Origin of the sequence: Streptomyces sp. MH60 (genome assembly GCF_002939385.1) — a bacterium.
Classification (GTDB): domain Bacteria; phylum Actinomycetota; class Actinomycetes; order Streptomycetales; family Streptomycetaceae; genus Streptomyces.
This window is the reverse complement of sequence record NZ_MULI01000043.1, coordinates 26955-39372: the sequence shown is the minus strand read 5'-3', so window position 1 is coordinate 39372 and position 12418 is coordinate 26955. Positions and strand designations below refer to the sequence as shown.

At 72.1% G+C, this 12418-nt stretch carries 11 protein-coding genes; 8 read left to right on the top strand and 3 right to left on the bottom strand.

Annotated elements, in window-relative coordinates; all coding sequences use genetic code 11:
- The 7 genes from cysC (at position 1) to BZZ08_RS24055 (ending at position 6741) form a co-directional block, all read left to right on the top strand.
- Positions 1 to 594: an adenylyl-sulfate kinase gene (gene cysC, locus BZZ08_RS24090; protein WP_198601667.1), complete on the top strand. Its 594-nt coding sequence runs from the start codon at positions 1 to 3 to the stop codon at positions 592 to 594.
- Positions 591 to 1538, top strand: coding sequence for a sulfate adenylyltransferase subunit CysD (cysD, locus tag BZZ08_RS24085; protein ID WP_198601666.1), 948 nt, complete (start codon positions 591 to 593; stop codon positions 1536 to 1538). Before cysC ends, cysD begins: the two co-directional genes overlap by 4 nt.
- A gap of 2 nt (positions 1539 to 1540) precedes the next feature.
- Positions 1541 to 2923 (top strand): sulfate adenylyltransferase subunit 1, encoded by a 1383-nt coding sequence (locus tag BZZ08_RS24080; protein WP_104634343.1) that lies wholly within the window; start codon positions 1541 to 1543, stop codon positions 2921 to 2923.
- 233 nt (positions 2924 to 3156) lie between these two features.
- Positions 3157 to 4260 carry an aliphatic sulfonate ABC transporter substrate-binding protein gene (locus tag BZZ08_RS24070; protein ID WP_104634342.1) on the top strand — a complete coding sequence of 368 codons (1104 nt, stop codon included), beginning with the start codon at positions 3157 to 3159 and terminating at the stop codon, positions 4258 to 4260.
- A gap of 33 nt (positions 4261 to 4293) precedes the next feature.
- A complete protein-coding gene (locus BZZ08_RS24065; protein ID WP_104634341.1) occupies positions 4294 to 5088 on the top strand; it encodes an ABC transporter ATP-binding protein in 795 nt (264 codons plus the stop codon).
- Positions 5075 to 5986, top strand: a complete 912-nt coding sequence (locus BZZ08_RS24060; RefSeq protein WP_104634340.1) for an ABC transporter permease — start codon at positions 5075 to 5077, stop codon at positions 5984 to 5986. The genes BZZ08_RS24065 and BZZ08_RS24060 overlap by 14 nt, the downstream gene beginning before the upstream one ends.
- An 8-nt stretch (positions 5987 to 5994) precedes the next feature.
- Positions 5995 to 6741, top strand: coding sequence for a sirohydrochlorin chelatase (locus BZZ08_RS24055; RefSeq protein WP_104634339.1), 747 nt, complete (start codon positions 5995 to 5997; stop codon positions 6739 to 6741).
- An 87-nt stretch (positions 6742 to 6828) separates the two neighbouring features.
- On the opposite strand, the gene BZZ08_RS24050 is transcribed toward BZZ08_RS24055, so the two are convergent.
- A complete protein-coding gene (locus BZZ08_RS24050) occupies positions 6829 to 7377 on the bottom strand; it encodes a DUF1697 domain-containing protein (protein ID WP_104634338.1) in 549 nt (182 codons plus the stop codon).
- A gap of 350 nt (positions 7378 to 7727) precedes the next feature.
- Here BZZ08_RS24050 and BZZ08_RS24045 point away from each other — a divergent pair, with 350 nt between their 5' ends.
- Positions 7728 to 9998, top strand: a complete 2271-nt coding sequence (locus tag BZZ08_RS24045; RefSeq protein WP_104634337.1) for an MMPL family transporter — start codon at positions 7728 to 7730, stop codon at positions 9996 to 9998.
- 82 nt (positions 9999 to 10080) lie between these two features.
- Here the strand turns inward: BZZ08_RS24045 and BZZ08_RS24040 are convergent, their stop codons facing one another.
- Positions 10081 to 11286, bottom strand: a complete 1206-nt coding sequence (locus tag BZZ08_RS24040) for a glycosyltransferase (RefSeq protein WP_104634336.1) — start codon at positions 11284 to 11286, stop codon at positions 10081 to 10083.
- 47 nt (positions 11287 to 11333) lie between these two features.
- Entirely contained in the window at positions 11334 to 12116 is a 783-nt protein-coding gene (gene erm(O) / locus BZZ08_RS24035) for a 23S rRNA (adenine(2058)-N(6))-methyltransferase Erm(O) (protein WP_104634335.1), read from the bottom strand.
- Positions 12117 to 12418: the final 302 nt, after the last annotated feature.

Below are 12418 nucleotides of genomic sequence, written 5' to 3'. Positions count from 1 at the left end.
ATGACGACCACCACCGGACCGACGACCACCGGACCATCGACATCCAGGGAGAACCACGTGACGACCGGAGCCACCGTCTGGCTCACGGGGCTGCCCAGCGCCGGCAAGACCACCATCGCCCGCGCGCTGGCCGACCGCCTGCGTGAGGGGGGCCGGCGCGTCGAGCTGCTCGACGGCGACGAGATCCGCGAGTTCCTCTCGGCGGGCCTCGGCTTCGACCGGGCGGACCGGCACACCAACGTGCAGCGCATCGGCTTCGTCGCCGAACTGCTCGCCCGCAACGGCGTCACGGCGCTGGTCCCGGTGATCGCGCCGTACGCGGACAGCCGGGACGCGGTGCGCGAGCGTCACGAGGCGAACGGCACCGCGTACGTCGAGGTGCACGTGGCCACGCCCGTCGAGGTGTGCTCGGTGCGCGACGTGAAGGGCCTGTACGCCAAGCAGGCCGCGGGTGAGCTGACGGGGCTCACCGGGGTGGACGACCCGTACGAGGAGCCCGTCAAGCCCGACCTGCGCGTCGAGTCGCAGGACCAGACCGTTCAGGAGTCCGCCGCGGCGGTCCACGCCCTGCTCACCGAAAGGGGACTGGCATGACGACGTCCGTGACGTCCGCGGCCGCGGTGGAGGAGGGTGCGGGCAGCCCGTACGCCCTCTCCCACCTGGACGCCCTCGAGTCCGAGGCGGTGCACATCTTCCGCGAGGTGGCGGGCGAGTTCGAGCGGCCGGTGATCCTCTTCTCCGGCGGCAAGGACTCGATCCTGATGCTGCACCTGGCGCTGAAGGCGTTCGCCCCGGCGGCGGTGCCGTTCTCCCTGCTGCACGTGGACACCGGGCACAACTTCCCCGAGGTCCTGGAGTACCGCGACCGCACGGTCGCCGAGCACGGGCTGCGCCTGCACGTGGCCTCCGTGCAGGACTACATCGACCGGGGCGTGCTCAAGGAGCGGCCGGACGGCACCCGCAACCCGTTGCAGACGCTGCCGCTGACCGAGAAGATCCAGGCGGAGAAGTTCGACGCCGTCTTCGGCGGCGGGCGCCGGGACGAGGAGAAGGCCCGCGCCAAGGAGCGGGTGTTCTCGCTGCGCGACGAGTTCTCCCAGTGGGACCCGCGCCGCCAGCGCCCCGAGCTGTGGAACCTGTACAACGGCCGGCACGCTCCCGGCGAGCACGTCCGCGTCTTCCCGCTGTCCAACTGGACCGAGCTGGACGTGTGGCAGTACATCGCCCGCGAGGGCATCGAGCTGCCGGCCATCTACTACGCCCACGAGCGCGAGGTCTTCGGCCGCGGCGGCATGTGGCTGACCGCGGGCGAGTGGGGCGGCCCGAAGGACGGCGAGACGGTCGAGAAGCGCAAGGTCCGCTACCGCACCGTCGGCGACATGTCCTGCACCGGAGCCGTCGACTCGGACGCCGACGTCATCGAGAAGGTGATCGCCGAGATCGCCGTCTCCCGCCTCACCGAGCGCGGCGCCACGCGTGCCGACGACAAGATGTCCGAGGCCGCGATGGAAGACCGCAAGCGCGAGGGGTACTTCTAACCATGACCAGCACCACCGAACCCATCGAGCCCGCCCAGCCGGCCGAGTCCGCCGAGGCGCTGGCGGTCTGGCAGCTGTCGGAGACCACCCTGCTGCGGTTCGCCACCGCCGGCTCGGTCGACGACGGCAAGTCCACGCTGGTCGGCCGGCTCCTGCACGACTCCAAGTCGGTCCTCACCGACCAGCTGGAGGCCGTCGAGCGCGCCTCCGCGAGCCGCGGCCAGGACGCCCCGGACCTCGCGCTGCTCACCGACGGCCTCAGGGCCGAGCGCGAGCAGGGCATCACCATCGACGTGGCCTACCGCTACTTCGCCACCCCGCGCCGCCGGTTCATCCTGGCCGACACCCCCGGGCACGTGCAGTACACGCGGAACATGGTCACCGGCGCCTCCACGGCCGAGCTGACGGTGGTCCTCGTCGACGCCCGCAACGGCGTGGTCGAGCAGACCCGCCGGCACGCCGCGATCGCCGCCCTGCTGCGCGTCCCGCACGTCGTCCTCGCCGTCAACAAGATGGACCTGGTCGACTACCGGGAGTCCGTGTTCGCGGAGATCGCCGAGGAGTTCACGGCGTACGCCACCGAGCTGGGTGTCCCGGAGGTGACCGCGATCCCCATCTCGGCCCTGGCGGGCGACAACGTGGTGGAGGCCTCCGCGGTCATGGACTGGTACGGCGGCCCGACGGTGCTGGAGCACCTGGAGACCGTGCCGGTCAGCCACGACCTGGCGCACTGCCACGCCCGGCTGCCCGTGCAGTACGTGATCCGGCCGCGGACCGCCGAGCACCCCGACTACCGCGGCTACGCGGGCCAGATCGCCGCCGGGACCTTCCGCGTCGGCGACGAGGTCACCGTGCTGCCCTCCGGCCGCACCTCGAAGGTGTCCGGCATCGATCTGCTCGGCGAGCCGGTCGAGGCCGCCTGGACGCCGCAGTCGGTGACGCTCCTGCTGGAGGACGACATCGACGTCTCCCGCGGCGACCTGATCGTGCCCCGCGAGGACGCCCCGGCCACCAGCCAGGACGTCGAGGCCACCGTCTGCCACGTCGCCGACGCGCCGCTCACCGTGGGCCACCGGGTGCTGCTCAAGCACGGCACCCGCACCGTCAAGGCGATCGTCAAGGACATCCCGGCCCGGCTCACCCTGGACGACCTGTCCCTGCACCCGCACCCCGGGCAGCTCGTCGCCAACGACATCGGCCGCGTGAAGATCCGCACCGCCGAGCCGCTGCCCGCCGACTCCTACGCCGACTCGCGGCGCACCGGCTCGTTCATCCTGATCGACCCCAGCGACGGCACCACGCTCACGGCCGGCATGGCCGGGGAGTCCTTCGCCGCGCCGGAGCCCGTCAAGGACCCGGCCGACGACGACGGGTGGGACTTCTGACCATGGGTTCCCCCGACTTCTACTCCACGTTCGCCAAGGAGGGCGGCCGCGTCGGCAGCGGCACCCTCGGCAGCGGGCAGGGCGGGGTCGCGCGATGTGCGCGGTGACGTACGCGCACCGCTCGCGCGCCCTCGCCCCCCACAGCCGAAGACCTGCCGACCTCCCGGCCACGACCTGACATCTCGGACCAACCGACAGGCGTGCGTGCCGGACCAACGAGAGGAACACCTCCCGTGCCTGCCACCTCCGCCCTGCGCCGCACGCTGGCGGTCATAGCCGCCCTTCCCCTGCTCACCCTGGCCGCCTGCGGCTACGGCTCGCAGGCGGAGGACGACGACACCGCCAAGGTCGCCGAGGGTGCCGAGAAGATCGACGGTCTCGACTCCGTCCGGATCGGGTACTTCGGCAACATCACGCACGCCACGCCCCTGGTCGCCAACCAGAAGGGCTTCTTCCAGAAGGCGCTGGGCGCCACCGAGGCCAAGTACGCGGTCTTCAACGCGGGGCCGTCCGAGATCGAGGCGCTGAACTCCGGCTCCGTCGACATCGGCTGGATCGGCCCGTCCCCGGCGGTCAACGGCTACGCCAAGTCCGACGGCAAGAACCTGCGCATCATCGGCGGTTCGGCCTCGGGCGGCGTGAAGCTGGTGGTGAACCCGGACAAGATCAAGTCCCTGAAGGACGTCAAGGGCAAGCGCATCGCCACCCCGCAGCTGGGCAACACGCAGGACGTGGCGTTCCTCAACTGGATCGCCGAGCAGGGCTGGAAGGTCGACGCCCAGAGCGGCAAGGGCGACGTGACGGTCGTCCGCAGCGACAACAAGGTCACCCCGGACGCCTACAGGTCCGGTTCCCTGGACGGCGCCTGGGTGCCCGAGCCCACCGCCTCCAAGCTGGTGGCCGAGGGCGGCAAGGTGCTCCTGGACGAGTCGACGCTGTGGCCCGGCAAGAAGTTCGTGATCACGAACATCATCGTGTCGCAGAAGTTCCTCAAGGAGCACCCGAAGGCCGTGGAGGCGGTGCTCAAGGCGTCGGTCGACACCAACGAGTGGATCACCGCCCACCCGGACGAGGCGAAGACCGCGGCGAACGCCCAGCTGAAGAAGGACTCCGGCAAGGCGCTGCCCGCCGACGTGCTGGACCCGGCCTGGGAGTCGATCAAGCTCACCGACGACCCGCTGGCCTCCACCCTGGACGCCCAGGCGGAGCACGCCGTGAAGGCCGGTCTGCTGGACGAGCCCGACCTGAACGGCATCTACGACCTCACGCTGCTCAACAAGGTCCTCAAGGCCAAGGGCAGGCCCGCGGTCGACGACGCCGGTCTCGGCGTCGAGTAAAGCCCGGATCCGACCACCCAGGAGGTGACGACCATGGCCACGACCACGACCCTCGCCAAGGCCGCCGACGGCACCGAGCCGGCCGCGTACGCCGCCCGGATCGAGCACGTCTCGAAGTCCTTCGCGGGCCCCGCCGGGCAGCAGCTCGTCCTGGACGACATCACCCTCGATGTCGCGCCCGGCGAGTTCGTCACCCTTCTGGGCGCCTCCGGCTGCGGCAAGTCCACGCTGCTGAACCTGGTGGCGGGCCTGGACAAGCCCAGCGCGGGCGGCATCAGCACGGACGGACGGCCGGCCCTGATGTTCCAGGAGCACGCCCTGTTCCCGTGGCTGACCGCGGGCAAGAACATCGAACTCGCCCTCAGGCTGCGGGGCGTGCCCAAGACCGAGCGCCGCGACAAGGCGGAGGAACTGCTCGAACTCGTCCGTCTGAAGGGCGCGTACGGCAAGCGGGTGCACGAGCTGTCGGGCGGTATGCGCCAGCGGGTCGCGATGGCCCGGGCGCTCGCCCAGGAGAGCAAGCTGCTGCTGATGGACGAGCCGTTCGCGGCGCTGGACGCCATCACGCGGGACGTGCTGCACGACGAGCTGACCCGCATCTGGCGCGAGACGAAGCTGTCCGTCCTGTTCGTGACGCACAACGTCCGCGAGGCCGTACGGCTGGCCGAGCGGGTGGTGCTGCTGTCCTCCCGCCCCGGGCGCGTGGCGCGCCAGTGGACGGTCGGCATCCCGCAGCCGCGCCGTATCGAGGACACCGCCGTGGCGGAGCTGTCCGTCGAGATCACCGAAGAACTGCGTGGGGAGATCCGCCGACATGGCCAGCACTGACACGACGCGTCCCGCCGGGGACCAGGCCGCGAAGGACGGCGGCGATCTCGCCGGTCTGGAGGCGGGCCTGGACGCACTGGAGTCGGTGCAGCAGGGCCGCACACCGCTGCGGCAGACCTTCGTCGAGAAGATCCTGCCGCCCACCGTCGCGGTGCTGCTGGTCCTCGCGGTGTGGCAGGCACTGGTCTCCTTCGAGATCGTCGACGACCCGACCAAGCTGCCCGCCCCGTCCGACGTGTGGGACGTGGTCCACCAGGCCTGGCTCCAGGGCGAACTGCTCGGCTACATCTGGACCAGCGTCTCGCGCGGCCTGCTCGGCTTCTGCTTCGCGCTGGTCATCGGCACCCCGCTGGGGCTGCTGGTGGCACGGGTGAAGTTCGTGCGCGCGGCGATCGGCCCGATCCTGTCCGGCCTCCAGTCGCTGCCGTCGGTGGCCTGGGTGCCGCCGGCCGTGATCTGGCTGGGCCTGAACAACTCGATGATGTACGCCGTCATCCTGCTGGGCGCGGTGCCCTCCATCGCCAACGGCCTGGTGTCCGGCGTCGACCAGGTCTCCCCGATCTTCCTGCGCGCGGGCCGCACGCTGGGCGCGACGGGGCTGAAGGGCACCTGGCACATCGTGCTGCCGGCCGCGCTGCCCGGCTATGTCGCGGGACTCAAGCAGGGCTGGGCGTTCTCCTGGCGCTCGCTGATGGCCGCCGAGATCATCGCCTCCTTCCCCGACCTCGGGGTGGGCCTCGGGCAGTTGCTGGAGAACGGCCGCAACGCCAGCGACATGGCGATGGTCTTCGAGGCCATCCTGCTCATCCTGATCGTCGGCATCGCCATCGACCTGCTGATCTTCAGCCCGCTGGAGCGCTGGGTGCTGCGCAGCCGCGGTCTGCTGGTGAAGGGCTGAGGTACGCCATGTCCGCGCCGGTCCGCCCCGTACTCCTGGTCGTCGCCCACGGCAGCCGCGACCCGCGGCACGCCGCGACCGTGCACGCCCTGGTCCGCCGGGTCAGGGCGCTGCGCCCGGACGTGCGGGTGGAGACCGGTTTCCTGGACTTCAACGTCCCCTCGGTGCAGGGGGTGCTGGAGTCCCTGGAGACGGAGGGCGTGCGGGACGTGGTGGCCCTCCCGCTGCTGCTGACCCGCGCCTTCCACGCCAAGGCGGACATCCCCGCGGTCCTGGCGGCGGCACCGCCGCGGCTGCGGATCCGGCAGGCCGAGGTGCTCGGTCCCTCGCCGCTGCTGCTGTCGGCGCTGGAGCGGCGCCTGTACGAGGCGGGCCTGACGCCCGCCGACAAGTCCTCGACCGGGGTCGTGCTGGCCTCGGCGGGGTCCTCCGACCCGGAGGCGATCGCAGTGATCGCTGAAATCGCGCGGGAGTGGCGGCACACCGGTTGGTGCGCCGTGCGGCCTGCGTTCGCCTCCGCATCCCTTCCGCGCACCGAGGACGCGGTACGGCGGCTGCGCGAGCTGGGCTGTGCGCGGGTCGCCGTCGCCCCGTACGTCCTGGCGCCCGGGTTCCTGCCGGACCGTATCGCGCGGGGCGCGGCCGGGGCGGACGTACTGGCGGACGTGCTGGGCCCCGCGCCGGAGGTGGCGCGGGTCCTGCTGGAGCGGTACGAGGCGGCGCGGGTGCCGGTGGCGCTGGCGGTCGGGGCCTGAGGGGCCCGCGGGATCCGGGTCCGGGTCCGGGTCCGGGTCTGGGTCTGGGTCTGGGTCTGGTCCGAAGGATCCGAGGGCGAGGGCCCGTCAGGAACCCGTCAGCTCCACCAGCTTGGTGACCGTGTTCCAGTTGCGGCTGGTGGCGATCACACCCTTGTTGACCCGGGGCTTGGCGAGGGCCTCGGCGAGCTTGGAGCGGCCCAGGCCGTCCGGCGCGTAAAGGTACAGGGCGCGGTCGCCGAGGCGGAACTCCTCGGGACGGAAGGCCGGTGCGTCGATCGCCGCGAAACGGGCCTCGTGGACCGGCGCGGAGAAGTAGGTGACGTGCAACTGCCTGCCCTCCAGCTCGGCGGCCGGAAATGGGCACGCCTCGACGATCCCCCTGAGGTAGGCGTGGTCGCGCACGATCACGTCCACCGGGAAGCCGAACCGCTTCCCGATCGCCTCCGCCAACTCCGCGGCCAGGGAGTCCTCGTCGCCATGGGCCGAGGCGAAGACGGCCTGCCCGCTCTGCAGATGGGTGCGTACGGCGTCGTGGCCGAGGGAGGTCAGCAGCGCGCGCAGGTCGGCCATCGGGACCTTCCGGCTGCCGCCCACGTTGATCCCGCGCAGCAGCGCCGCGTACATCGTCGTCATCCGCACACCATAGAACGGCCGTCGCGCCCCGTGGGGGTGGGCACGACGGCCGGGTCCGCGCCGGGCGGACGTGCGCGCCACTCTCGCCGATGCGGTGCGCGGGGTTCAACCGCTACACGCACCTGTGACTTAATCAACAACTTTTCAGTAGGGCCCCGCCGCCCGGTGTCCCCGGTAGATGTAAGGGACCGGTGTCCTCCTCAGCGGTGAGTGCGGCGATACGGAGGGATGAGAGCGGGGCCGTCGCACGTCACCGAGGAGCACGACGCGACGGCCTTACGCGGGCCATACCTTCGAAACGCAAGGTGGCGGCAGGGGGCCGGCACCGCTCACGAGGGGGCAGGCCGGTCATGCGGAACCGAGAGACACGGGTGCGGGGCATAGCCGCCCGGGCGGGCGGCTGGAGTGCCCGGCACCGTTGGGCCGCCGTCGGGATCTGGGTGCTGTTCGTCGTCCTGGCGATGGGGCTCGGTTCGGCGGCCGGCCGGGTCGACGTCAAGGACAGCGACCAGATGGGCGGCGAGACGCACACCGCCGCCAAGATCGTCGAGGACGCGGGGATCGACGAGCCGGCCGGTGAGACGGTCCTGATCCAGGCGAAGTCCGGCGGTCTGAAGGCCACGGACGCCGAGTTCCGGGACGCGGTCGGCGCGGTCGTCGCGGCGGTGGAGGGGACCGGGAAGGTCACGGGCGTCACCTCGCCGTACGACGCGAAGACGATCTCGAAGGACGGCCGCAGCGCGCTGGTGCAGTTCGACATGCGCGGCGACGCGGACACCGCGGGCGAGCGGGTCGAGCCAGTGCTGGAGGCGGTCGAGGGGGTCCAGAAGGAGCACGAGTCGCTGCGGATCGAGGAGATCGGCGGCGCCAGCATGATGAAGACGTTCGACGACGCGTTCGGCGACGACTTCCAGAAGGCCGAGTACTCGGCGGTGCCGGTGGCCCTCGGCATCCTGCTGGTCGCGTTCGGCGCGCTGGTGGCGGCGCTGGTCCCGGTGGCCCTGGCGATCACCGCGATCATCGCGACGATGGGTCTGATGAGCCTGGTCAGCCACTTCCAGCCGATGAGCGAGACCGCGAACTCCGTGATGCTGCTGGTCGGTCTGGCCGTCGGCGTCGACTACTGCCTGTTCTACCTGCGCCGGGAGCGCGAGGAGCGCGCCGCCGGACGGGACGCGCAGACGGCGCTCAGGATCGCCGCCGCCACCAGTGGCCGGGCGATCGTGGTCTCCGGTGTCACGGTGTGCGTGGCGATGGCGGGCATGCTGTTCACCGGCATCGCCGAGTTCGAGGCGATGGGGCTGGCCTCGCTGATGGTGGTCGCGGTCGCCATGGTCGGCTCGGTGACGGTGCTGCCGGCGCTGCTGTCCCTGCTGGGCGAGCGGGTGGAGAAGGGCCGCCTCCCGTTCCTGCGCCGGCGCCGGCCGGGCGGTGGCACGGGTGAGGGCAGCCGGTTCTGGACGGCCGTGCTGAAGCGCGTCCTGGCCAAGCCGCTGCTGGCCGCCGGGGTCGCCGTCGGCGCGCTGCTGGCCGTGGCCGCGCCCGCCCTCGGCATGAAGACGCAGAACCTCACGCTGGACCAGGAGTTCGGCGACTCGCTGCCCATCGTGCAGACCTACAACCGGGTCAACGAGGCCTTCCCCGGCGGTTCCGACCCGGCCGAGGTGGTCGTGAGGGCCGACGACATCAACGCGCCCGAGGTGCGGGCCGCGCTCGCCGACTTCCGGGAGCGGGCGATCAGTTCGGGTGCCTCGCGCGGGCCGGTGGACATCACCGTGCACGACGGGCAGAACGTCGCGCTGGTGTACGTCCCGCTGGTCGGCGGCTCGGACCAGGACAAGGCGGGCGAGAGCCTGGACAAGCTGCGGGACGACGTGCGGCCCGCGACGCTGGGCGAGGTGGACGGCGTGGAGGCCCCGATCACCGGGCAGGTGGCCGGCAGCAAGGACTTCAACGACCAGCTCGTCGGATCGGTCCTGCCGGTCTTCGCCTTCGTCGTGGTCTTCGCCTTCCTGCTGATGCTGCTGTCCTTCCGCTCGCTGACCATCGCCGTCACCTCGATCGTGCTCAACCTGCTGTCGGTGGGGGCGGCGTACGGCATCCTGGTCGCCGTCTTCCAGCACGGCTGGGGTGCCTCGCTGGTCGGCGCCGAGGGCGTGGGCGCCATCATCACGTGGCTGCCGCTGTTCCTCTTCGTGATCCTGTTCGGCCTGTCGATGGACTACCACGTGTTCGTGGTCTCCCGGATCCGCGAGGCGCGGCTGCGCGGTCGCTCCACCCGGGACGCGATCCAGCACGGCGTGGTCACCACGGCGGGGGTCGTCACCAGCGCCGCCGTCATCATGGTCGCGGTGTTCGCCATCTTCGGCACGCTGTCCATGCAGTCGATGAAGCAGATGGGCGTGGGCCTGGCGGCGGCGGTGCTGATCGACGCGACGATCATCCGGGGCGTGCTGCTGCCGGCCGTGATGTCCCTGCTCGGTGAGCGCAACTGGTACCTGCCGAAGTGGCTGCACCGGCTGCCGGACCTGACCCACGACGAGTCGCCCGAGGCGATCGCGGCGCCGGTGCGGGACGGCGAGGGCGAGCGCGGGGAGCGGGGTGAGCCGGTCGGGGTCTGACCGGCGCGCCACCACGGCCCGCAGGGCCTGCCGGTTCCCCCGGAACCGGCAGGCCCTGCGGTGTGCGGTGTGCGGTGGGGCATCAGTCCCGCGCGGCGGCCAGTGCGGCCTCGATGAGGTCGGCGGCCCGCCGGGTGCCGCCCTCCTGGGCCATCCGCGCCTGGATCTCCTTCAGGCGCGCCGCCACCTCCGGGTCGTCGACCAGGGCGAGGGCGGCGGTGCGCAGCGCCTCGGCGGTGGCCTCCTCGGTCGGCAGCGTGCGGGCGACGCCGAGGCCCTGGAGCATGTCGGCGTTGCCGAACTGGTCCGCGGCCTGCGGTACGGCGATCATCGGCGTGGCGGTCGCCAGGCCCTCCTGGCTGCCGCCCGCGCCCGCGTGCGTGACGAACAGGTCGGCCTGCTGGAGGATCGCCAACTGCGGTACCCACGTGCGTACGTCCACGGTGTCCGGTACGTCGCCCAGCTCGGCCGGGTCGACGTGCCGGCCCACCTGGAGCACGGTGTGCCAGCCGGGCAGCTCGCCGAAGGCCCGGACGCACTCCCGGTAGAACGCGGGCTGCTTGGTGAAGGCGGACCCGAGGGAGACGAGGACGACCTTCTCGGCGCCCTCGGGACGGGTCCAGTCGCCCTCGGTGGTGCGGTCCCCCTGGCAGGCGCCGACGAAGGTGTACGTCGTCTCGTCCACCCGGTCGGCGTGGGGCTGGAGCGCCTTGGGGATCAGCACCAGGGAGCGGTCGGGGCGGCCGATGAACGGGTCGGGGTGGTCGGTGATCCCGTTCTCCTCCAGCCAGGCGTGGAAGCGGGCGTAGTACGCCTGTCCGCGCTCGGTCTTCAGCGGCTCCTCCCACATCGGCTCGCCGACCTCCTGCTCGTACCCCTCCCAGGCGACCATGCAGGGTGACAGGGAGATCACGGGCACGTCCCAGCGGCGGCCCAGGACGCGGGCGGCGTAGGAGGCGATGTCGTGCAGGACCAGGTCCGGCTCGTCCCCCTCGTACGCCTCGGCGAGCTGCGGGAGCGACTGGATCGCGTCGGCGAGGAAGGGCTCCACGTTGTCCAGCAGGGTGCTCCCCCACGCCTCCGGGTCGGCGTCGGGGCCGGGCAGCGTGCTGTTCCAGAGCTTGGGTTCGGCGCCCGCCTCGGCGACCTTGTCCGCGAGGAGCGGCGGGATCGCGTAGGTCACCCGGTGCCCTCGCGCGACGAGCTCGCGGATCACCTCCAGGCTGGGGTTCACGTGGCCGTGCAGGGCGATGGAGAACATGGCGATGTGCGCGGGGCGACTGGTCATGCCCCGACCGTATGCGAGACGAGACGTCTCGTGCAAATGATTTCACTTCATGCCGTCAGCTCCTCGTGCAGCCGCAGCCACCGGTCGGGCGCGACCTCGCCGACGAGGACACCGGGAGCGAGCCGCGCGGCCCGGAACGCCGCGTCCACCCGGCGCCGGGGGTGGGCGCGGCGCAGGGAGGCGTGCAGCGAGCCGCCGACGCCCGAGAAGCCCAGCTCGACCAGGTCCGCCCAGTCGCGGCGGGCGGCGGCGCCGGTGAGCAGCGGAGTGGGGCGGCGTTCGATCCGGAGGATGCCGGCGTCGACGCGCGGCGCCGGCCGGAAGAGGCGGCGGCCCACCCGGCCCACCAGCCGCCACTCGTGGCGCGGCCAGGTCAGGACCGTGAGCAGGGTCCAGCGGCCGTAGTCACCGGTGCGTTTGCGGGCGTACTCGAGCTGGGTGATGAGGGTGGCGTCGGTGAGGCCGGGCGCGGACAGGCACCAGTCGACGATGTCGGCGGTGCGCGAGAAGGGCACGTTCCCGGCGACGGCGAACGGGGTGCGCGGGGGCCGGGCGGTGAGGAAGTCACCGGCGACGACGTGGACGTGGGGGCTGCGCGCGAAACGGGCGCGGAGCCCGGGGAGGAGCCGGGGGTCGATCTCGTAGGCGCGCAGCTCGCGGCTGCGGCGGGCGAGCGGCGCGGTGAGGGCGCCGTTGCCCGCGCCCACTTCGAGCAGGAGGGGCGGGCGCCCCCGGTCGGGGGCGGCGAGGCGCGCCACGCGCTCGGCGGTGGCGCGGTCGGCGAGGAAGTGCTGCGAGAGCGTGCGGGCACGCTGGGTGGGGCGGGCCATGGCCTGCGGTCCTTGTCTTCCGTGACAGGAGGGGAAAAGGGCAGCCGAAGGCCCTGACCGGAAGACGAAGGCAGAAGGGAATGCGGAGGCTCAGCCCCGCCGCGCGCGCGTCGGGCGTGCCGGACGCGTCGAGTGCGTCAGCGGCGGGAGGACCCCGGGCCGGTCAGGGCTCCGGGGCCACGACGCATCCTGATGGAGTACGTGCAGCCCCGGCCGAGACCGGAGTCGAAGATCGCGTTGAAAGCTGCCACGGAGGGGACGTTAGGCGGGCGCGGGCCCGCCGGGCAACGGGTTTTCGCGCG

What these genes read in the sequence shown, in the direction of transcription:
- BZZ08_RS24050 (WP_104634338.1), bottom strand. Translation starts at nt 7,377, where the DNA reads ATGACGACGATGTACGCGGCGCTGCTGCGCGGGATCAACGTGGGCGGC.
- cysC (WP_198601667.1), top strand. Translation starts at nt 1, where the DNA reads ATGACGACCACCACCGGACCGACGACCACCGGACCATCGACATCCAGG.
- BZZ08_RS24060 (WP_104634340.1), top strand. Translation starts at nt 5,075, where the DNA reads ATGGCCAGCACTGACACGACGCGTCCCGCCGGGGACCAGGCCGCGAAG.
- BZZ08_RS24055 (WP_104634339.1), top strand. Translation starts at nt 5,995, where the DNA reads ATGTCCGCGCCGGTCCGCCCCGTACTCCTGGTCGTCGCCCACGGCAGC.
- BZZ08_RS24080 (WP_104634343.1), top strand. Translation starts at nt 1,541, where the DNA reads ATGACCAGCACCACCGAACCCATCGAGCCCGCCCAGCCGGCCGAGTCC.
- BZZ08_RS24045 (WP_104634337.1), top strand. Translation starts at nt 7,728, where the DNA reads ATGCGGAACCGAGAGACACGGGTGCGGGGCATAGCCGCCCGGGCGGGC.
- cysD (WP_198601666.1), top strand. Translation starts at nt 591, where the DNA reads ATGACGACGTCCGTGACGTCCGCGGCCGCGGTGGAGGAGGGTGCGGGC.
- BZZ08_RS24065 (WP_104634341.1), top strand. Translation starts at nt 4,294, where the DNA reads ATGGCCACGACCACGACCCTCGCCAAGGCCGCCGACGGCACCGAGCCG.
- BZZ08_RS24040 (WP_104634336.1), bottom strand. Translation starts at nt 11,286, where the DNA reads ATGACCAGTCGCCCCGCGCACATCGCCATGTTCTCCATCGCCCTGCAC.